Raw genomic sequence first — 20,136 nt, forward strand, 5'->3', positions numbered from 1 at the left:
CTATTGGACGGTGCGAAGGTCGGCGGGCAACTCGATGGTTGCTTCGCTGAGATGGGGCAATTCCCGCACCGAGGGAAAGACCAATTTGTACGCCGTCAGTTGCTGTTTGTCCTTGCCGTAGCGTCTGTTCACCCTGTCGTCGCCGTATTTGCCGTCGCCGAGGATAAAATGCCCCCAATCGGCAAGTTGCGCCCGCAGTTGATGGGTTTTGCCGCCTCGCAACGCGATGGTGACGGTCGTCAGGCCGTCCTTGTAGGCAAGGGGCGTCACCACGCACTTCACTCTGTCGGCGTCGGCGGATTCTTGGTGTAATATGCGCACTCTACCAGCCAACTCGTCTTTGACGAGCCAACCCTCGAGCACGGTTTCTTCGCGCACTTCGCCGAGGACTCGGGCCAGGTAGTATTTGGTGATGCGATGCTCGGCGTTGAGGCGGTACAATATCTCGTAGGCGCGTTCGTTCAAAGCGAACATGAGCAGCCCGTCCGTATTGGTGTCCAAGCGGTGCAATAGGCGCACGTCGCCGAAGACGTATCGAGCCAAAGACTCGAACGACCGCTCCCCCGCGGACGCCACGCCCTTGGGCTTGTACAAGACCAACAAGTCTTGGTCGCGATAGACCACGCGAATGCGAATGAGGTCGGGCGCGCAAAATAAATCCACCGCGTCCCCCGAGCGCACTTGGGCGCCTTTGGGGGCGCGTGCGCCGTTCAAAAACACGTCGCGCTTGTCGACGAGGCGCATAAGCAAAGAATACGGCAACTCGGGATAGATGTCCGCCACCGCTTTCGCAAGGGCTTTCGGGTTGCCGTCGTACGTTCGCTTAAAATATTCGCTCATTTATTGTTTTTGCTCAAAATCTCGCTGATTTTGGCCATAAAAGTCTCGATATCCTTGAACTCCTGATAGACCGAACAATAGCGCACGTAGGCCACGTCGTCGATATTTTTCAGACCTTCCATCACCAAGTCGCCGATGTGTGCGGTGGACACCTCGTTACTGCCCGAATTCAAAACGGCCTTGGTGACGTCGGCCACCAAGCGGTCTATCTTGTAGATGGGAACGGGGCGCTTCTCGCAGGCCTTGACGATGCCCGCGCGCACTTTGCCCGCGTCGAACTCCTGCCTGCCGCCGTTTTTCTTGACGACGTAAATAGAAGACTGCTCCACCATCTCGTAGGTCGTGAAGCGGCGCTTGCACTTCAAACACTCGCGTCTTCTGCGGATACTCGTGCCGTCCTCGGACATACGGCTATCGATTACTTTACTGTCCAAACAACCACAATAATTGCATTTCATATCTTTTTCACCTGTCATACAGTATAGCCCATATTTTGTGGTTTGTAAAGATATTTTCGCATTTTTATCAAAAATATTGTGTTCGTTTGGATTTGTCGAATCACATGGGCGGCAACGCTTTTACGTTCAGATCCACCAAAATCACGTCGTCGCCTATGCGGCATACCTGGCGCCACGGCACGAAAATGCACTTAGCGTCCCCTATCGTTTTGAACACACACTTGTCCGCCGGGAGCAAGATGCCGAGCACCTGACCCGCAAGAGAAAGGGACAAATCTATGATGTGACCGAACTTTTTGCCGTCCGACATATTGACGACTTCTTTTGCTCTCAATTCGCCGAAAGATATTTCCATACTACACGATATGTATAAACCGCCCGAAAAATGAAATAATAAATAAAGAACCTATCCGCGTGGGCCAAAAGCCGTTACATAGGAGTAACCCTTCTATCCAAAGGAGAATCGAATGGCCTACAAAGTAAAACTATGCGGCATAGACACGTCGGCGCTGCCGCAAATGAGCACCGCCGAAAGCAATCGCATTTTGGAAGAGATCGCCGCGGGCGACGACACCCACCGCGACTACTTCCTCACCTCCAATCTGCGCTTGGTATTGAGCATCATTCATCGTTTTAATTTCGACAGCGACCGCGCCGAAGACGTATTTCAAGTGGGATGCTGGGGGTTGGTGAAAGCCCTCAACAATTTCGATCCCAAATACGGCGTGCTCTTCTCTACCTACGCAGTGCCCATGATCATCGGCGAGATACGGCGCTATCTCCGCGAAAGCACCGCGCTCAAAGTCAGCCGCAGTATGCGGGACACGGCCTACCAAGTGATGCAAGCCAAGGAAGCGTTGCGCCTTGCGGACGTCTACGAGCCTACCTACGACCAAATCGCGGCCTATATCGGCATAGATACGTCCGAAATCGTATGCGCTTTGGACGCAATGGCCGACCCCATCTCCATCGACGAACCGGCTTTTGCCGACGGGGACGAATCCGCCACCGTGCGCGACCAGATAGCCGAATGCAAAGACCGCGAAGAAAAGATGGTAGAGCATATCGCTCTCGAAAAAGCCCTCACCTACCTGACGCCGAAAGAGCGCGAGATCATCGACCTTCGGTACTACCAAGGGCGCACGCAGACCGAAATATCGCGTATGCAAGGCGTCAGTCAAGCGCAAATCTCCCGCATAGAGTCGGCGGCCATACGGCGGCTAAGGCAATATATGCTGTAGGTCAATCCACGTATTTGGTGATCTCTTTGCGCAATTTGCCGATGACCTTCTTCTCCAACCGCGAGATATAACTCTGGGATATACCCATCATATCGGCGATCTCTTTTTGGGTGCGCTCTTCGCTGCCAAACAAGCCGAAGCGCATCTTGATGATCTCGGTCTCGCGCCGATTGAGGCTGTCGATGGAGCGATACAAAGCCTGTATTTCCTGCTCGCGTTCGAGTTCTTTGCCGATGGCGTCCGGCTCGGTGCCCAACACGTCGGCCAACAGCAATTCGTTGCCTTCCCAATCGGTATTGAGCGGCTCGTCCAGGGATATTTCGCACTTTCTTCTGGTCACTTTGCGCAAATACATCAAGATTTCGTTCTCGATACAGCGCGAGGCAAAGGTGGCCAACTTGTTGTTTTTGTCGGCGTCGAAGCAGTTGACGGCCTTGATAAGCCCCATCGAGCCCACCGAAATGAGGTCGGCGACGTCGGGCACGGCGTTTTCGTACTTCTTGGCGATATAGACGACCAAGCGCATATTGCGTTCGATAAGCAACCGCTTGGCGTCCTCGTCGCCTTCGGCCATACGGCGGACGGCCGCCTGCTCTTCCTCGGACGTCAACGGCGTGGGCAACGGCTCGCCCGAAAGATAGTGCACCGCCGAGGGCGCTCGCTCGAACACGTCGAAAATACGTCTGAAAAATGCCGCCAACTTGTGCAAAAACCGCATACTTCCTCCTATAAATCGCAGGGCAGCAACGCGTCGCACCCCGACAGGTTGTCCCGCGCGTACGCCACGTTGACCCGATTAATTGTATTCACCTGCCCATCGGAATATATCTTGACGCAATCTATTTGGTACAAACGAAAACGATTGTACCCCAATATCGTGCGTACGTCCACGTCCTCCGCCGAGGGTAGATCCCCTATCGAATCCTTGATTTTGGGCGACAAAAACACCACGCCCTTGCCGTTTTTGGCGACGACGGTATTCCCTGTGTCGTAAAACCCTCTAACGAAGACGAATCGCCCGCCTTGCACCAACTCCACTTTGACCAAATGGCGCTTGTGCCGAATCTCGGTGAGAATGCCTTTCACTTGGCGTATCAAATACAAAGCGACCAAGCAAGACGCGGCGACCAAGGCGACCACGCCTTTGGACGTGGACAGCACGCCGTATTGCAAATCGACGGCGGTGCCACCGACGAGATAGACGACGCCCCCCATCAACGCCGAAAACGCGGCGTACAATATCAAATTCTTTCGTAGCGATTTCCAACTGTCCGAAAGGGGCAAACATACCGCTACCAACACCGCCACCTTGTACAGTATTCGCGCCCAAACGGGCTTGATATAGAGAAACGGGAAGACGAGCGCCGCGCCCACGACGGCCGAAAACAAAAGGCGCCACCAAGTCGCCTTTTCGCCTGCGGTTATGCGGCACAGATAGGCGAGCAACAGGTCCAACGCCAAGTTGTCCAATATCACCCATTCCACGTATACGATCATACCGACAGTATATCGTACCGCCGACCGCCGATAATGGGAAAGGCTGTCGCAAAATGGGTATTTAGTTGGCAGGGAAAGGGCGCAAAACCCCTATTGCACGAAAAAAAGGCGCGAGCCGTCGCTCACGCCCTTCTAAATAGACCGAATCAGTTGTTGTTGTCGTCGCCGCCGTTGTGCATACGGTTGACGAATTTGGGCACGCCGCCCATACTGTAACGAGGCGCCGGCGACTCCTGCGGTTGCGGTTGACCGGCGAACGGCGCGGCTTGTCCCGCCGTGCCTTGGGCGGGTTGCGCCGCTCTGGCGGTCGGGCGCGACTTGAACCCGGTGGCAATGACCACCACGTCCAATCTATCGCCGAGATCGGGCGACAAATTGACGCCCCAAATGATATTGGCGTCGTCTTCCAACACGTCGTGCACCAAATTGGTGGCGTCCTTGATCTCCTCTACCGCGAAGTCCGTGCCCGCCTGGTAGTAGATGATCAACCCCGTGGCGTTGTAGATGGTGGTCTCGGTGAGTTGATTGTTGACGGCTTGGCGCACGGCCTCGACCGCGCGGCCTTGCCCTTTGGCCGAACCGATGCCGATATGGGCGTAGCCCTTATCGCGCATAATCGTGCAGATGTCCGCGAAGTCCAGATTGATGGTCAAAGGCTTGCTGATGAGGTCGCCGATGCCCTTGATGGCGTGCAGAAGCACGTCGTCCGCCTGGGCGAACGCGTTGTTGATGGAAGACTTGTCCAACTTGTCGTTGGGAATGACGATGAGGGTGTCCACGTTGTCCTTCAATTCCTCGATGCCCGCCTCGGCGTTGCTCATACGGGGCTTGCCCTCGAACTCGAAGGGTTTGGTGACCACGGCGATGGTGAGAATGTTCATCTCCTTGGCGATGCGCGCGATGACCGGCGCGGCGCCCGTGCCCGTGCCGCCGCCCATACCCGCGGCGATGAAGCACAACTCCACGTCTTTGAGCAGGCGTTTGATATCGTCCACCGACTCCTCGGCGGCCTCTTTGCCCTTTTCGGGGCGTGCGCCAGCACCCAAACCGCGCGTGCTCGTCTTGCCGATTTGCAACAATTTGATAGGCACTTTGGCCGAAGACTTGATGGCTTCCATCTTGACTTTGTACAGCGCCTGCACGTCGGTATTGACGGCCACGAAGTCCGTGCTGTGCACGTCTTGATTCATCAAGCGCATAATGGCGTTGCAGCCGGCGCCGCCCACGCCCACCAACAAGATCTTGCAGACGTTGTTGTTGAACATCTCATAATTCTCTTCGCTGAAATCAAACTCGAGATTGTCCTCTTCTAACATACTCAATTTCCTCCTTGACCTCTATTTCCAAAAACGATTGCGTTTTTTCTCTTCTTGCTGAAACGCGTAATGCGCTATGCCGATAATGCCCGCGTGCATGGGCTTTTTGTACTCGGGGCACATGGTGGGAGCCGCCAGGCGCACCTTGCGATTGAGTTTTTTGCTGAGGCACTCGTCCGCGCCGCGCAACCCAAGGCCGCCGCCCAAAAGGAACATACCCGCCGTAATGCTCAACGTCTCGTCGAACCCCTGCAAAATGCACTGCACGTTCTCGGCGAAGGCGGCGATACACTCGGTAATGTAACTCTGCACCTTGGCGATGGGGAAGTCCATTTGGCTGTGCTCGCCGTCCGCGCCCACGATGTCCACCGAATAGGAATCGCTCTCGCGCGCTTCGTAGGACAAATCCGTCTTGTCGTACAAGGCTTCCGCCGAAGCGAAAGGTATCTCCAACCCCTCGGCCAACCACATGGCGAAGACGCCCTTGCCGCACGGGAAGGATCGCATTTGCATAATGCCGTCGCCACGCATCAAAGCCACGGTCGAGGACAAATAGCCCGCGTCGATGGCCAGCACCACGCCGTTGTCGCGGACGTTGGGATCGAATACGCACATCATTTCGGCATACATGCCGCAGGTGTACTCCACGTCGACAACGTTCGCTCTTTGGAACACCTTGTCCAAAAACTCGAGCACGCGGCGTTGACAGGCGATGTAGGACAAATAGCCCTGCAATTCGTCGGTAAAGATCCCTTCGGGATCTACCACTTTTTTGTTGCCCTCCACCGTGTAGTAAACGGACGAACGGTTGACCACCACTTTGGTCATATCGTTCTCGAAGGGATCGTTCTTATTGTACAGCAAATCGAGGTCGCCCCGCTCCACCTTGCGGCGTTTGGCGAACGAAGTCTTGGTGCGCACGGTCTTGACCACGCAAAACTCGGAAGGCACGGACACGTACAGCCGTTTGAATCTGACGCCCGCGTCGCGCATACGCCCCACGGCCTGAATGATGGCGTCCGCGGTGCTGTCGCCGTCCACCCACTCGCCGTCGTAGTAGCCGTCGTGCGATTGCTGAATAATCTGCTTAACCGAAAAAATACCGTTATTGGGTCGTTCGACGGCCAATATGCGGATCTTGGACGAGCCTATATCCATAACGACGACTTCTTGGGTGCGCGCCATAGTTTCCTCCTAAGTTTTATAAAACAATTATAGTATAAAAAAAGCCTGCGTGTCAACAGGCAAATATATATTTTATGATTAAAAAATAATTTTATTCCGCGTATGCGCGTTAATATTGCAGACGATAGGCTTCCGTGGCCACGTTGTCGTATTCCGACCACACCCAGCCGCCCCGCTCGGTATCGAAGAAAATGAACCCTTTGCGGCGATGATAATCCTGCTCGTCGAAGGTCTTGTACAACTCCAACGCCACCCTTAGGTGTTGCTTGACGTCGATGCGGTCGATGTCGTCCAACCGCACGGTGACGCCCGTGCGCAAGGTGACGTACGCGCAGTTGTTCTCGATGGTGATGGCGGAGAAGAAGTGCCAGAACTGCAACTGCTCTCCCTCGGACACCTTGCCGATGGCCAAAAGGCAGCGGTTGCAGGTGTCGTTGTCGTCCAAGGTAACGCCGACGATGGGCGACGCGATTTCGACGTGATTGATATGCGTGGCCATTTTGTAGAGATCGCTCGACGCGTCCACCACGTCCAATATTTTGAGGTCGGTGTCGATGATGGCGTAGCGGTCGGTCGTGGCCGAAACGGCGATACTCATCACGGGCGTGCGCATATCCACGTGAATGATGACCGCCGAGGGGAACTTGCGTTCGACGGTGACCACTTCGAGATAGGGGAAGGCCTCCTCTATTTTGAGGCGCGCATTGGTCTCGTTGAGGAGAAAGATATTTTGATTTTTGGCAATGCCCGAACTCTCGATGATGGCGGACTTGTCGATATAATCGGAATAGACGGCGTTTTGCACGGAGATATCGCTGATGGTGAAAACCGTCATGTTCAACAAAATGAACACGACGATAAACACGACGATACCCGCGAACGCAATGATTCTTCCGTTACCTTTCATCTATCCTCGTAATGTCGGCGCCCAGCGCGGCGAACGTGCGTTCGATATGCTGATAGCCGCGGTCTATAAGACCGATATGGTTGATTGTAGATATACCGTCAGCGGCAAGGGCGGCGCACACCAAGGCGGCCCCCGCGCGCAAATCGCAACACGAAGTATCGGCGCCGTGCAATCGTCTGCCAACGACTCTCGCGGTATCGCCGAATACCGAAATATCCGCTCCCATCTTGCCGAGCTCGGCGGCAAGCGCAAAGCGGTTTTCAAATACGCGCTCCCGCACCAACGCCACGCCTCGGGCCGTCGCGTCGTACGCCAAAGCCAAGGACTGCATATCGGTAGCGAAGTCGGGATAGACGCCCGTCGACAAACTGAAAGAACGGGGGCGCTCCTTTGCGCATAGGTGTATTGTATCACAACTTACCCTTGCTATGCAAGAAGAATTTTTCAATTTGTACAAAAGTGCCGAAAGCGGCTCGTAACTCACCCCCGTCACCGTCACCTCGCCCCCCGTCATCGCCGTAGCGATAAGCACGGTCGCCGCCACGATCCTATCCCCTATGGGTCTATAAGTCAAGCCACACAGTGGCTTGCCGCCCTCTATAAGCAATCGCCTGCCGCAGAGGGACACGTCGGCGCCCGCCGCACGGAGAAAATCCACGAGATCGACCACTTCGGGCTCGACGGCCACGTTGTCCAATACGGTCGTATCCCGTTTGGACAAAGCGTAGCACGCCAAATTGACCGTCGCGCCCACGCTCGGGAAGGGCAAACGATACGTAGACGCCCCGCCCTCGCGCCGCCTGACGTACAGCCTGTCCTCTTTCTCTTCGACTTCGGCGCCCAATCTGCGCAGCCCCTCGACGTGAATATCGACGGGCCGCGCGCCGATGACGCAACCGCCCACCGTGCCCAAAGAAACCTCGCCCATTCTGCCCGCCATACTGCCCAACAGGAAGAGCGAAGACCGCATACAGCCCGTCAAGGGCGAAACGCATGCGGTTTTGTCTATGCCCGTGCAATCCACCTCGATTACGTCCCCCGTTTGGGACGTGGACGCGCCCAAGTCCGCAAGTATGGTCAGCATGGCGTCGACGTCCGCAAGACGAGGACACCCGACCAAAGTCACCTTGCCGCGAATGAGCGTCGAGGCGGCCAGGATGGGCAAAACGGCGTTTTTGGCGGCGGGCACGCGGCAGGCGCCCCGCAAGGGCTTTCGACCGACGACACGAAGATAGGCCATGCTCTATTGTATGAACGGCCCGCGGCGATTGACACGGTCGATATTCAGCAGTATACCCATCGCCGCGAAGAAGCACACCAAAGACGAGCCGCCGAAACTGACGAACGGCAAGGGCACGCCCGTCGGCGGCACGCACCCCGTCACGACGGCCACGTTGAGCAGAGTCTGCAAGGCCACCACCGCCGTAATGCCGTAGGCAAGCAACGCGTCGAATCGTCTGTCGGCACTTGCCGCGATGCGCAACCCCAAATAGACCACCGCGAAAAACGCCAGCATCACCACGACCGCTCCGACGAGTCCCCACTCCTCACCGATGACCGAAAAGATGAAGTCGGACTCGGCGAAGGGCAAAAACATATACTTCTGGCGGCTGTGCAAAAAACCAACGCCGAACAGACCGCCCGAACCCAACGCGTAGTATGACTGAATGAGTTGGTATCCCTCTCCCTTGGGCGAAGCCCACGGATTGACAAACGCCAACAACCGTTGCAAGCGGTAGGGTTCCACGGCGATAAGCACGGGCACCGCCACCAAAATAGGTACGGCCAGCACCGCGAAGTGCTTGCCTTTCGCGCCCCCCGCGAACAGCATACACAAGGTCAACCCCAGCATGATCATCGTGACGGACATATTGGGCTCCAACAACAACAGCACGCAAAACGCCCCGCCCGCCAAGAGGGGGACGGCCAACTTTTTGAAGGTGTCCACCCCTTTCTTGTCGATATAAGCGGCGGCGGACAACACGAAGGCGAACTTGCCGATTTCGGAGGGCTGCATACTGAACAGACCGAAGTTGAGCCAGCGGCGGGCGCCGTAACTCTCCACGCCCAAAGCGGGAATGAACACCAACCCCATCAAGACGTACGAAACGACCAACAGGGGAATTTGGGCTTTGCGCACCCATTTGAGGGGCACGCGCGAGGCGGCAATCAAAGCAAAAACGGCCACCACCAAGGCGATAGCCTGCTTTTTGACGTAGTAAAACGCGTCGCCGTACTTATATTCGGCCGTATAATACGACGCCGAATACAGCATGACGATGCCGAACGCGGCGAGCGCCACCACCAAACCGGCGAGATATACGCCATATCGCGGCGCGCGGTCGTCAAACGTACCGCCGAACTTCTTTTTCAAAATCCAACCCCCGCTCGACGTAAGAAGAATAGGCGTCGAAACTGCTACACGCAGGCGAAAAGAGAATGTTGTCTTTGTCTTGGCGAAAAGCCAACCGCACGGCGTCGGCCACCGTAGCGGCGTAAGCCACTTCGCGGAAGCCCGACAAGAGCGCCTCTCGATAGATGCGCACGCCCGCCGCGCCGAACGCGACGATGGATACGCCTCGGGGCAACTGCATAAACAGCCGCGTAAAGTCCTCGCCCTTGTCCCAACCGCCGACCAACAACACGGTATCGCCCACCATTTGGCGCATCGCGGCTATGGTGGCGGCGGTATTGGTGCCTTTGCTGTCGTTATAGACGTAGGGGCGGCGGTCGGTCAATCGCTCCACGCGCATCCGCTCTCCCCGAAAGGTCAACACGCTATCGGTAAAGGTCGCTCGGTACCCGACGACGGCGACGGTCAACGCCAACGCGCACAGCACGTTGTACAAATTGTGATTGCCCCTAAGGGGCAAATCCTCCACTTTGGCCACCTCGTACACGCGCCCCGCGTCGCGCACTTTGACCGTGCGCCCTTCCACGAACGCCGTCGAAGCGGTATCGATCAACGAATAGGGGTAACACGGCTTGCCCGCTATGCGGGGCAAATCGGGATCATCCGTGTTGAGCGCGTAACTTTGCGCCATGCGTAGCAGTTTTAACTTCGCCTCGCGGTAGGCGTGCAAGTCCCCGTGCCATTCGATATGGTCGGGCGCGACGTTGGTGATGGCGGCCACAGTGGGCGTGAACAACGCGCTTTGGTGACATTGGAAAGAACTGATCTCCACGACGGCCACGTCCAACGGACGCTCTACCCCGCAAAAGGGCACGCCGATATTGCCGACGGCCAAGGCCACCACGCCGGAGTCCGAGAGGAGTTTTTCTATTTGGCGTACCGTAGTGGTCTTGCCGTTGGTGCCCGTCACGGCGACGGTCTTGCACGGATTGATCATCCAGCCGAAGTCTATCTCGGATATGGTGGGCACGCCGCGCCGCGCCAAAGCCGCGAGAAGGGGATGGTCGGGCTTGACCGCAGGGCTCAAAATCACCGTGTCCCAATCGGTATCTTCCGCTTGCAAAAAGGAGCATTGCCGCTCCTCTCCCTCGAAGTCGTTGTCATCGTAAAAGACGGGCGTCGCCCCCAACGATTCGAGCCGACGATAGGCGGCCCTGCCGCTCTTGCCCTTGCCGAAAATAAGTATCTTTTTATCCGTCCACTCCATAATAGCCCAGATACACTCCCGCCACGGCGATTGCCGCGCCAAGCAAGGTGAGGGCTACGTATAACGCGCTGATCTTGGCCTCGCTCATCCCCTTGCGCTGCAAGTGGTGATGCAACGGCGCCATCAAAAATACGCGCTTGCCTTTGGACAACTTGAAGTAGCCTACCTGCACTATTACGGTTATGCAACTGACTACGTACATTATGCCTATGACAGGCAGATAAAACGTGAGGCGAGAGAAAACCGCGAGCGAACACACCGCGCCGCCCAAGGCCATACTGCCCGTATCGCCCATGAAGACTTTGGCGGGCGAGGTGTTGTAGAGCAAAAACCCCTCCAGCGCGCCCGTAAGCGCCAGCGCAAACACGCTCAATTCGTCGAGATTGCGCCCGCTATCGCCCTCCGCCACCGCCACGAGCACGAAAAGGGCCGTCGCGCCGAGACAATAGACGACCGTCGTATTTCCCGCAAGCCCGTCCAATCCGTCCGTCAAATTGACTGCGTTGGTGCCCGCGATGTAGACGAAGGCGGTCAGCGGCAATATCCAATAGCCTATGTCCACCGCCTTGTAAAAAGGGATATATACCACGGTGGAGATGGACGGCGTGCGCCAGACGTACCAGCACAAAATGGCGGCCACGCCCAACTGCGAAATGATTTTTTGATAGGGTTTCAACCCCCCGTTGTCCTTGCGCTTGATTTTGAGGAAGTCGTCCAAAAAACCGATGACGGCGTAGGCCGACGTCGTAATGACCGCCACGCGCCCCGCGCCGAGGCCTCGCGTAAAGGCAAGCGTCACCAAGATGGTGGGCAAGATGAATATCCAACCGCCCATCGTAGGCGTGCCCGCTTTGACGGCGTGCTCCTCCACGTAGCGCAGGATGGGTTGACCCGCTTTGAGTTTCGAGGCCGCTTTGATTACCGTCGGCGCGGACAGCACGGACAGCGCAAAGGACGCGACGAGGGCAATCACGCCCCGCAACACCGCGCTCATTTCAGTTTCTCCAAAACGGCGTAATCGCTGTACGCCACCTTTTTGCCCCCGATTTCCATCGAGGTCTCGGCGCCCTTGCCCGCGATAAGCACGCAGTCGCCCGCCCGACTCGCCCGATAGGCTTCGCGGATAGCGGCTTCTCTATCTAATATCACGGTATAGTTTTCGTCGCCCGCCATACCCGCTTCGATCCCCTCGGCGATGCTCTCGGGGCGCTCGCTACGCGGATTGTCGTTGGTGATATACACGTAGTCCGCCATGGCGGCGGCAATCTCGCCCATCTCGCGGCGCTTGGTTTGGTCGCGGTCTCCCCCGCACCCGAACACCAGCCGCAGTTTGCCGTCCGTCTGCGTCCGCGCTGTTTCGAGACTGTTTTTCAGCCCGTCGGGCGTGTGAGCGTAGTCGATGATGAAGCGCACGTCGCCCACGTCCACGACGTTGAAGCGGCCGAGGATATTGATATGCCGCAAGGCAAGGGCGACGGTGACGGGCGACACGCCGAAATAACCCGCCACGGCCATAGCCGCCAAGACGTTGTATGCGTTGAAGCGACCATGGAGGCTACTCTCCACCTTCGTCACCACGTCGAACGCGTTGGCGGCGAAGCGCAGTCCCTCTCTCGTATCGCGGACGTCCACCGCGAACACGTCGGCGGGATTGTCCAAGCCGTAGGTCAACAGGGGCACGCGGTGCGCCAAAATAATCCTTCTGCCCCATTGGTCGTCCGCATTCACCACGCCGAGGCGGGTTTGGTCGGGCGAAAACAAGCCGAGTTTGGCCTCGCCGTACGCCTCGATATTCTCAAAGAAGTCCAAATGGTCCTGCGTGAGATTGGTGAATACCATGGCGTTGAAGGTCAACCCCGCCACCTTGCGGAAATAGGCGGCGTGTGCGGACACTTCCAAAAATACATATTTAACGCCCCGCTCGGCAAGCATGGCCAAAAGGGGCGCCAGCGTCATGGGATCGGGCGTCGTCAAGGTGGGCGGCAACAGCAATTTGTCCGCCACCACGCCCAAGGTGCCTATGTACGCCGCACGCTTGCCCGACGCGGAAAAGACGCGTTGCAAAATATACGCCGTGGACGTCTTGCCGTTGGTGCCCGTCACGCCGACCAAGACGAACGGGGGCTTGTCCAAGCCATAAAAGAAAAAGGCTATCTGCGATAGCGCCTTGCGGGTGTCCGTCACGACCAGTTGGGGTACGTCGAGGGGCAATTCGTGCGTGGTGACCAAAGCGACCGCGCCTCTACCCACGGCGTCGGCGGCCAAATCGTGACCATCCACGTGCAGACCCTCGACGCATACGAACAAATCCCCCTTCTTCACCTCTTCGAGCGACTGCGCAACGCCCGTGAACGCCGCCTCGCCCCTTCGTTTTCCTTGCGTAATCGGTTGCAGTTGAGATAGATACATAATAACCTCCTATCTCATCATAGCACCCTTTTCGCGCGTCAACCTACATTCGCAAAATTAGTCATAATATTACATTATCCCATATCCACGTACAGCACGCACTTGGCGGTGCACTCGGCACCCGCCACCGGGAATTGGTAGGTGACGGCGCCACCCTCTCCGCTCGCTTCGAGATAGATGCCCAAATGGCGGCACACGCCCTGCACCTCGCCGTAGGACTTACCCATGAGGTCGGGCATCACGAACGTTTCGAGGGGTTGGACGGACTCGGTCGGCACGAGGTCGAGGTAGGCCGCCGTATTGCGAAAAATATCCCCCACGAAGGGCGCGGCCACCTGACTGCCGTAATACAAATACCCCTGCGGCTCGTCCACGTACAACAGGCAAACGTACTGTCTGTCGCCCGCCGACAAAAAGCCGATGAACGAACTGAGGTATTTGCCCCGATCGATACCGCCGTTTTTGTACTTTTGCGCGGTACCCGTCTTGCCGCCGATCTCGTAGCCCTCCACGCCCGCCAAGCGGCCGCTGCCGCCGTTGACCACGCCCAAAAGAAGGTTGCGCACGGTCTCCGAGGTGGATTTTTTGAGCACCTCTACCCCTTTGGGGTAGAATTGCGCCGCCACGCGTCCCTCCGCATCCGTCACGACGTCCATAACGTGCGGGGTGTACAACGTGCCGCCGTTGACGCACGCCGTCACCGCGCGCACCAATTCCATGGGCGTCACGGCGATGGCCTGCCCGAACCCGATACGCGCGAGGTCGACCGTCTTGACGTCTTCCTCTTTGAGCAAAAGCCCCGACGCTTCGCCCGAAATGTCCACGCCCGTCTTCTCGGTAAGACCGAACGAGCGGAAGTATTCGTACATTTTTTGCGTGCCTACCCGTAGCGCCAACTCCATAAAGGCGCAGTTGCAACTGTTTTGCACGGCCTCGCCGAGCGTCTGCGAACCGTGTCCCTTGCTCTTCCAACACTTGATCCGCTGACCGTCCACCTCTTTGGACCCCGCGCAGTAGAACGTGTCGTCCAACCGTGCCACCCCCTCGTTGACGGCGGCCGCCAGCGTGATGATCTTGAAGGTGGAACCCATCTCGTACACGTTGGTGGTCGCGCTGATTTTGCTCGTGGCGAACAGCGTCGCCAAGTCGTCGCGGGGCACGTTGTTGAGGTCGAAATTGGGCGCTTCGGCCACGGCGACCACGCCGCCTCGGTCGTCCATCACCACACAGGCCGCCCCTTTGGCTTGGTATTTCAAATAGGCGTTTTCTACCGCGCTCTCGGCAAAATATTGAATGCTTTTGTCTACGGTGAGCGTGAGGTCGAGCCCCTCCACGGCGGGGATATAGGCGATGCCGTCCGCTATGCTCCTGCCGCGTATATCCGCCTCGGTCAGTTGGTAGCCGTCCAAGCCCTTGAGATAATCGTCATAATAGAGTTCCAACCCCGTCTGCCCCAAGGTGTCCGCGTCCGTAAAGCCCAACAGTTGGCACATAAAATTGCCGTACGGATAGTACCGCTTGATATCGCGCGAGAAATACATTCCCTTGCGACCGGTCGCGATGAGGGCCACCATCTGCTCTTTGGTGACGCGCTTCGCCACCGTCACTTCGGACGCGCCTTTTTTGTTGATTTTGGCAGATACAGCATCGCGGTCGAGATACAAAACGTCGGCGATGGCGGCGGCCAACCCCTCTTTGTCCGCCACTTCGACGGGGCGCACGTACAAGGTGTAGGCGGTGTCCGTACCCGCCAACAGCACGCCGTTGCGGTCGTATATGCCGCCGCGCGTCGCCCGCAACGGGACGTCGCGCGTCCATTGGTCCAAAGCGCGCGCCTGCAAATTGCGCCCGTCGTACAGTTGGATATAACACAGCTTGCCCGCCACGATACAAAAAAAGAAGGCTACCGCCAATATCGTTGCCAATAACCTTCTTCTGAATTTGATTTGCGTTGTCAACCCCTATCAACCTCCTACTGCGTTGTTGAGCCAGTCACACAACTTGTCAAACCAGTTCGTTTGGGGTTTCACTTCCTCGTAGGGCGTCAATTCCACTACGACTTTCTCGCCCGAAAGGGTGTAGATGGTGTTGACGTTGACCTCGGGCACCTCGGTTTCGGAAGCCGCGGCCACGGGGTACATCTTGGACGTACTCACGGTGAGGGACTTCTTCTCCCACGCCGTACCGGGCATCGTCAACAGCAGGGCCAGCACCACGCCGATGGCCAGCAAAATGTACACGACCAACCACACGGCACGTTTTTGATTGAATACGCGCACGGTCTCGGTCTCGGCCTTTTGGGCGGCTGGAACGGCGGGAGCAACGGGCGCAACGGGAGCGACGGCTTCGACCGAACCTTCGGTTTCGACTGCCTTCGATTGATACTCGACCGATTGATAGCGCACGGCGTCCTCATATTCCACTTCGGACACGGCCACGCCCTCGTTCATCAGCAATCCCTCGAGATAGTTGCGGTAGGTGTCGCTCGTCGCGGCCTGCTCTGCGCTGTAGACGGAGTCTCCCATGACCTTAGTGTCCACGGGCGTTTTGTTGACCGTTACTTTTTGATTGTCGGTGACTTTCTCTCTTTCGGTAATCATTGTATTCTCTCCTACAGTCGTTTATGCCTTGCGCTCGGCGATCCGCAACTTTGCGCTCTCCGCTCGGGGGTTTCTCTCCAACTCCTCGTCCGAGGCAACGAGGGGGTGTTTCGTGATAATTTTGGCAATGCTCACCTTGTTGCAGGTGCACACGGGTTGCCGTTTGTCGCATATGCAGTCGCATTCGGCGTACCGAAACGCGTTCTTTGCGATGCGGTCTTCCAAACTATGGAAGGTGATGATGGCGATGCGCCCTTGGGGATTGAGGTTCTCGATACCCTTGAGGATGCATTCGTACAGGCCGTTGAGTTCGTCGTTGACGTAGATGCGCAGGGCCTGAAAGGTACGCTTGGCGGGATGGCCTCCCGTGTAGCGGTATTTGGCGGGCGTGGCCGCCTCCACGATCTCGGCGAGCCGCAAGGTCGTCTCGATAGGCGCTTTTTTGTGTTCCTCGACGATGAAGCGGGCGATTCGAGAGGCGAATCTGTCTTCGCCGTACTTGTAGATGATGTCGGACAGCTGCCGCTCGTCGAACGTATTGACGACTTCCATCGCCGAAATGCCTCGGGTGGGATCCATACGCATATCCAACTTGCCGTCGAAGCGATAACTGAATCCGCGCTCGGCCGTGTCCACTTGATAGCTCGATACGCCGAGGTCCATCAATATGCCGTCCACGCCCTTGAGGTCGGGCAATACGTTTTTGAAGTCGTCGTGGACGAAGGTCACGTTGGGATAGGTCACCCGCTCTTTGGCTACCGATAGGGCGTCGGGATCTTTGTCGATGCAAATCATCTTGCCCGTCGTCAGCCGCTCGACGATCGCCTTGGTGTGTCCCGCCCCGCCCGTCGTGCAGTCGACGTAGGTGCCGTCGGGTTTGATCTGCAAGCCCTCGATCACCTCGGCGAGCATAATGGGCTGATGGTAGAACTCCATTACTTCTTGTCCTCGGCTTTGGCCTTCTCCAACGCCGCCAAGCGTTCGTCCGCTTGATTGCGCTCCTCGTCCGTGAGGACCATGTAGTAGGCCACGTCATCGTTGTTGCGAAGTTCGAAGTACTTTTTGCTCCAAATCTCCACGGTGGTGTTGTTGCCGATGACGACCACTTCGGCGTTGTCCTTGAAACCGAACTCGTTGCGGAACTGCACGGGGATCTTGAATCGGCCTTGCGCGTCACACTCGAAGGGCATCATACTCAGGAATAAGTTACGGTAATACTTGTACTGCGTTCTTTCGGTCACCGGATTGACTTTCATTTGGTTCTCCGATTCACGCTCGTACGATTCGGCGGTATAAATGACGAGATACTTACCGAGGCCGTAACCGATGCGCAAACCACTGCCCAACGAGTTGCGAATCTCGGTGGGAATGCGCATACGACCTTTCTCGTCTATTTGGTAGAAGTAGCTACCGCTGAATCCGTTTGCCATACTCTCTCCTCATTTGGTAGCCACATTATAACCCATTTCATCCACCTTTGTCCACCCCAAATTGAAAAAATATTTCGCGTTATTATTAAGAATTGTTATGAATTGTTACAGTTTTATTAAGATACACCAACTATTTGTAAAATATCGTACAATTCGTACAGCAAATACAACTTTTTGTTGTACTCACTCGGGCGTATTTTCGAGAGTTCTGTCGATACGCGTAAACTCGAGGTGGATTTTGGCGGTGGACGGAGGGGGACGAACGGTGGTCGACAAGGGATAAAAGGTGGTCAAACCCGTCTATTCTCCTTCCTTACACGATCTCGAGGCTCACTTATGTATGTATATAAAGTTAGATAATTATATTATAACACAATTTTTGACAATCTGGTGGTTAAAAGTGGACGAGTATATATTATTAAGTAATCTTAGTCAAAATCGCGGAAATTGCCCGACGAATTCCCTTCCCCGCGTAAACCGCAAAACCTCACGCGCGTGTGCGAGCGAGCGCGCACGCGCACAAAATTCATTTGACTCGCACCCGATTGCGCCCGTGCCGAGCCCACGCGCGCCACAAACACGCGCACAAAATCCATGTCGTCGCGCGCCCTCGCCGCGCTTTCCGCTGCTCTTCCCATGCACCCGCGCCAAGCGTACCAATACGCACTCGCGCATATCGTTCGCTCTATCTATACGCGCCCGTGCGCTTGGACAGGCATTGTCGTTCGATAAAACTATATTCGCGGTGCGTATGTCGCGCAGAACGCGCGCACATATTCGTTCGACTTGTCTATATATGCGTGCACGCACTCACGCATTATCGTTCGATTATCTATAATGTGCGCGCGCACGAACGGGCATTTTGTTCGATAATTCTATATGCGCACGCACGCACCGCACAAATCGTTCGTCGGATCTATTACACGCGCGTGCACCCATCGCGCCCAAATCGTTCGATATAAACAATACCACGCAAGCACGTGTTTTAGGCGCGGGCGCAAAATATTTCGCGCGCGTGCACGCTCTGCGTCAATCTATCGTACAGGATGCGGGCGCAGCATGATACCTCAACAAGTCTCGTCCGTACCGCAACGCTATTTTCGCCGCGGATTAATTGACGGAAAGCATTGCAAAAGTGCGACCGCTTTGGTATAATTGTAGTATGATATACGCCATCAGCGATTTACATCTCAGTCTCGACGGCAACAAGCCCATGGAAGTCTTCGGCGACGGTTGGAAGGATTACCTCAACCAGGTCGAAGCCTCTTGGTCTGCCCTCGTGCGGGAAGAAGATACCGTGCTATTGGCGGGCGACCTCAGCTGGGCGCTGAAATTGGAAAACGCCAAAGCCGACTTCACCTTCCTCGACAGAATGCCGGGGCAAAAGGTCATCATTCGCGGCAATCACGACTATTGGTGGACCTCGTACAACAAGGTTTGCCTGGCCGTTCCCCCCTCGGTGCACCCCCTGCAAAACAACGCCTATCGCATAGACGGCGAAGGCGTGGTCGTATGCGGCAGTCGCGGCTGGCTCATCGCCGACGACAAATCCACCGACGAGGACAAGAAGATTTACAATCGTGAATTGATTCGTATGCAAATGGCGTTGGACGACGCCGTGCGCATTCGCCGCGAAGGGGATCGTCTCTTCGTTATGACGCACTATCCCCCGTTCGGTCTCAACTTCGCACCGACCGAAATGACCGCCTTGTTCTCCCGCTACGGCGTAGAGAAAGTCATCTACGGTCACATTCACGGCAAGGCGAGCTATTACGAACTGATGCGCACCATAGACGGCGTTATTTACGTCCTCACTTCGACCGACTTGCGCGACCATACCCTCACCCTCATACCGTAGTCGGGGTTGCAAAGCCCCCTCTTTGCACCCATTCCAAGCCCGCACGCCCGCGCCGCAGTCGTCTCTGCGGCGCTTTGCTTTTGCGATTTATTTCACCAAAATCCCCGATGCGTCATATCCTCTACTAAAGGAGGATTTAATATGCCATTTTCCAACAACGTTCGTCCCGACCGTATGCCGGGACCTATCAGCGGCAACCCCGCCTCGGGCTTGTGCGAAAAGGTTTGCATACAAGTCACCAAAGTGTTCGACGCTTGCATCAAGCAAGAGACGATGCCGCAGCAAGCGGTCACGGTGACCGACATCACGCCCCAATCGGCCACGCCGCCCTATACGTTCGTCAGCGCGCGTTCCACCACCTCGCAAGGTACGGTGTCGAGCGTCACCCTGACGACCTTGGACCCCAACACGGGCGCAACGCGCATCCAAATGAACGTGGACATTCCCATCGAGGTAATGTTCACCGACAGCACCAACCAAACCGCAGTCGGCACCGCCACCCTGACGGTACCTCGCGATATCGTGCTCAACGTGCCCCAAGCGTCCGTCATTCCCTACCGTATCGAAGCGGTCGTCAACGCGGTCAGCACGGTAGGCGCTTACGCGGGGGACGACACCTTCAACCTGACCTTCTGCGTGACCATCATCGTCAAAATAGTCACCGACGTCGAACTGCTGGTGCCCTCGTACGGCTATTGTTACATACCGCCCTGCCAGGAATTCCAGCAAGAAGTCTGCGACGGCTTCTTCGACCTGCCCCTATTCCCGCAATAGG

General features: G+C 56.5%; 20 protein-coding genes. 3 read left to right on the forward strand and 17 right to left on the reverse strand.

Translation table 11 applies throughout. From position 1 onward, the window contains the following. From II896_07640 to II896_07650, 3 genes are all read right to left on the reverse strand, one after another. The gene (locus II896_07640; protein MBQ4444506.1) at positions 1-840 is read right to left on the reverse strand and encodes a hypothetical protein; all 840 of its coding nucleotides are present in this window, start codon (positions 838-840) and stop codon (positions 1-3) included. Continuing rightward, a complete protein-coding gene (gene nrdR / locus II896_07645; GenBank protein ID MBQ4444507.1) occupies positions 837-1,298 on the reverse strand; it encodes a transcriptional repressor NrdR in 462 nt (153 codons plus the stop codon). Before nrdR ends, II896_07640 begins: the two co-directional genes overlap by 4 nt. 100 nt (positions 1,299-1,398) lie before the next feature. After that, positions 1,399-1,653: a YlmC/YmxH family sporulation protein gene (locus II896_07650; GenBank protein ID MBQ4444508.1), complete on the reverse strand. Its 255-nt coding sequence runs from the start codon at positions 1,651-1,653 to the stop codon at positions 1,399-1,401. 112 nt (positions 1,654-1,765) lie between these two features. Here II896_07650 and II896_07655 point away from each other — a divergent pair, with 112 nt between their 5' ends. Beyond that, complete coding sequence (locus II896_07655; protein ID MBQ4444509.1) at positions 1,766-2,539, forward strand: sigma-70 family RNA polymerase sigma factor; 774 nt, start codon at positions 1,766-1,768, stop codon at positions 2,537-2,539. A gap of 1 nt (position 2,540) precedes the next feature. Here II896_07655 and sigK read toward each other — a convergent pair whose 3' ends face one another. The 14 genes from sigK to II896_07725 form a co-directional block, all read right to left on the reverse strand. Further along, positions 2,541-3,257: an RNA polymerase sporulation sigma factor SigK gene (sigK, locus tag II896_07660; GenBank protein MBQ4444510.1), complete on the reverse strand. Its 717-nt coding sequence runs from the start codon at positions 3,255-3,257 to the stop codon at positions 2,541-2,543. A gap of 8 nt (positions 3,258-3,265) precedes the next feature. After that, the gene (locus tag II896_07665) at positions 3,266-4,036 is read right to left on the reverse strand and encodes a sigma-E processing peptidase SpoIIGA (protein MBQ4444511.1); all 771 of its coding nucleotides are present in this window, start codon (positions 4,034-4,036) and stop codon (positions 3,266-3,268) included. 146 nt (positions 4,037-4,182) lie between these two features. Further along, positions 4,183-5,352 carry a cell division protein FtsZ gene (gene ftsZ / locus II896_07670; GenBank protein MBQ4444512.1) on the reverse strand — a complete coding sequence of 390 codons (1,170 nt, stop codon included), beginning with the start codon at positions 5,350-5,352 and terminating at the stop codon, positions 4,183-4,185. A 21-nt stretch (positions 5,353-5,373) separates the two neighbouring features. Further along, positions 5,374-6,537 carry a hypothetical protein gene (locus tag II896_07675; GenBank protein MBQ4444513.1) on the reverse strand — a complete coding sequence of 388 codons (1,164 nt, stop codon included), beginning with the start codon at positions 6,535-6,537 and terminating at the stop codon, positions 5,374-5,376. A 109-nt stretch (positions 6,538-6,646) separates the two neighbouring features. After that, a complete protein-coding gene (locus II896_07680) occupies positions 6,647-7,444 on the reverse strand; it encodes an FtsQ-type POTRA domain-containing protein (protein ID MBQ4444514.1) in 798 nt (265 codons plus the stop codon). Further along, the gene (locus II896_07685; protein MBQ4444515.1) at positions 7,434-8,684 is read right to left on the reverse strand and encodes a UDP-N-acetylglucosamine 1-carboxyvinyltransferase; all 1,251 of its coding nucleotides are present in this window, start codon (positions 8,682-8,684) and stop codon (positions 7,434-7,436) included. The genes II896_07680 and II896_07685 overlap by 11 nt, the downstream gene beginning before the upstream one ends. A 3-nt stretch (positions 8,685-8,687) precedes the next feature. Beyond that, entirely contained in the window at positions 8,688-9,818 is a 1,131-nt protein-coding gene (gene ftsW / locus II896_07690) for a putative lipid II flippase FtsW (protein ID MBQ4444516.1), read from the reverse strand. Continuing rightward, positions 9,790-11,064, reverse strand: coding sequence for a UDP-N-acetylmuramoyl-L-alanine--D-glutamate ligase (murD, locus tag II896_07695; protein ID MBQ4444517.1), 1,275 nt, complete (start codon positions 11,062-11,064; stop codon positions 9,790-9,792). The genes ftsW and murD overlap by 29 nt, the downstream gene beginning before the upstream one ends. Continuing rightward, complete coding sequence (locus II896_07700; GenBank protein ID MBQ4444518.1) at positions 11,048-12,058, reverse strand: phospho-N-acetylmuramoyl-pentapeptide-transferase; 1,011 nt, start codon at positions 12,056-12,058, stop codon at positions 11,048-11,050. Before II896_07700 ends, murD begins: the two co-directional genes overlap by 17 nt. After that, the gene (locus II896_07705; protein ID MBQ4444519.1) at positions 12,055-13,473 is read right to left on the reverse strand and encodes a UDP-N-acetylmuramoyl-L-alanyl-D-glutamate--2,6-diaminopimelate ligase; all 1,419 of its coding nucleotides are present in this window, start codon (positions 13,471-13,473) and stop codon (positions 12,055-12,057) included. The genes II896_07700 and II896_07705 overlap by 4 nt, the downstream gene beginning before the upstream one ends. Positions 13,474-13,547: 74 nt before the next feature. Continuing rightward, complete coding sequence (locus II896_07710) at positions 13,548-15,398, reverse strand: stage V sporulation protein D (protein MBQ4444520.1); 1,851 nt, start codon at positions 15,396-15,398, stop codon at positions 13,548-13,550. A gap of 39 nt (positions 15,399-15,437) precedes the next feature. Then, a complete protein-coding gene (locus II896_07715) occupies positions 15,438-16,073 on the reverse strand; it encodes a hypothetical protein (GenBank protein MBQ4444521.1) in 636 nt (211 codons plus the stop codon). Between the two features lie 21 nt (positions 16,074-16,094). After that, positions 16,095-17,009, reverse strand: a complete 915-nt coding sequence (rsmH, locus tag II896_07720; protein ID MBQ4444522.1) for a 16S rRNA (cytosine(1402)-N(4))-methyltransferase RsmH — start codon at positions 17,007-17,009, stop codon at positions 16,095-16,097. After that, positions 17,009-17,503: a hypothetical protein gene (locus II896_07725; GenBank protein MBQ4444523.1), complete on the reverse strand. Its 495-nt coding sequence runs from the start codon at positions 17,501-17,503 to the stop codon at positions 17,009-17,011. Before II896_07725 ends, rsmH begins: the two co-directional genes overlap by 1 nt. A 1,162-nt stretch (positions 17,504-18,665) precedes the next feature. Here II896_07725 and II896_07730 point away from each other — a divergent pair. Then, positions 18,666-19,361: a metallophosphoesterase gene (locus tag II896_07730; protein MBQ4444524.1), complete on the forward strand. Its 696-nt coding sequence runs from the start codon at positions 18,666-18,668 to the stop codon at positions 19,359-19,361. A 141-nt stretch (positions 19,362-19,502) separates the two neighbouring features. Further along, positions 19,503-20,135: a hypothetical protein gene (locus II896_07735; GenBank protein ID MBQ4444525.1), complete on the forward strand. Its 633-nt coding sequence runs from the start codon at positions 19,503-19,505 to the stop codon at positions 20,133-20,135. Position 20,136: the final 1 nt, after the last annotated feature.

This window comes from Clostridia bacterium (genome assembly GCA_017394805.1).
Taxonomy (GTDB): domain Bacteria; phylum Bacillota; class Clostridia; order Christensenellales; family CAG-1252; genus RUG14300.

What these genes read in the sequence shown, in the direction of transcription:
- II896_07640 (MBQ4444506.1), bottom strand. Translation starts at nt 840, where the DNA reads ATGAGCGAATATTTTAAGCGAACGTACGACGGCAACCCGAAAGCCCTT.
- nrdR (MBQ4444507.1), bottom strand. Translation starts at nt 1,298, where the DNA reads ATGAAATGCAATTATTGTGGTTGTTTGGACAGTAAAGTAATCGATAGC.
- II896_07650 (MBQ4444508.1), bottom strand. Translation starts at nt 1,653, where the DNA reads ATGGAAATATCTTTCGGCGAATTGAGAGCAAAAGAAGTCGTCAATATG.
- II896_07655 (MBQ4444509.1), top strand. Translation starts at nt 1,766, where the DNA reads ATGGCCTACAAAGTAAAACTATGCGGCATAGACACGTCGGCGCTGCCG.
- sigK (MBQ4444510.1), bottom strand. Translation starts at nt 3,257, where the DNA reads ATGCGGTTTTTGCACAAGTTGGCGGCATTTTTCAGACGTATTTTCGAC.
- II896_07665 (MBQ4444511.1), bottom strand. Translation starts at nt 4,036, where the DNA reads ATGATCGTATACGTGGAATGGGTGATATTGGACAACTTGGCGTTGGAC.
- ftsZ (MBQ4444512.1), bottom strand. Translation starts at nt 5,352, where the DNA reads ATGTTAGAAGAGGACAATCTCGAGTTTGATTTCAGCGAAGAGAATTAT.
- II896_07675 (MBQ4444513.1), bottom strand. Translation starts at nt 6,537, where the DNA reads ATGGCGCGCACCCAAGAAGTCGTCGTTATGGATATAGGCTCGTCCAAG.
- II896_07680 (MBQ4444514.1), bottom strand. Translation starts at nt 7,444, where the DNA reads ATGAAAGGTAACGGAAGAATCATTGCGTTCGCGGGTATCGTCGTGTTT.
- II896_07685 (MBQ4444515.1), bottom strand. Translation starts at nt 8,684, where the DNA reads ATGGCCTATCTTCGTGTCGTCGGTCGAAAGCCCTTGCGGGGCGCCTGC.
- murD (MBQ4444517.1), bottom strand. Translation starts at nt 11,064, where the DNA reads ATGGAGTGGACGGATAAAAAGATACTTATTTTCGGCAAGGGCAAGAGC.
- II896_07700 (MBQ4444518.1), bottom strand. Translation starts at nt 12,058, where the DNA reads ATGAGCGCGGTGTTGCGGGGCGTGATTGCCCTCGTCGCGTCCTTTGCG.
- II896_07705 (MBQ4444519.1), bottom strand. Translation starts at nt 13,473, where the DNA reads ATGTATCTATCTCAACTGCAACCGATTACGCAAGGAAAACGAAGGGGC.
- II896_07715 (MBQ4444521.1), bottom strand. Translation starts at nt 16,073, where the DNA reads ATGATTACCGAAAGAGAGAAAGTCACCGACAATCAAAAAGTAACGGTC.
- rsmH (MBQ4444522.1), bottom strand. Translation starts at nt 17,009, where the DNA reads ATGGAGTTCTACCATCAGCCCATTATGCTCGCCGAGGTGATCGAGGGC.
- II896_07725 (MBQ4444523.1), bottom strand. Translation starts at nt 17,503, where the DNA reads ATGGCAAACGGATTCAGCGGTAGCTACTTCTACCAAATAGACGAGAAA.
- II896_07730 (MBQ4444524.1), top strand. Translation starts at nt 18,666, where the DNA reads ATGATATACGCCATCAGCGATTTACATCTCAGTCTCGACGGCAACAAG.
- II896_07735 (MBQ4444525.1), top strand. Translation starts at nt 19,503, where the DNA reads ATGCCATTTTCCAACAACGTTCGTCCCGACCGTATGCCGGGACCTATC.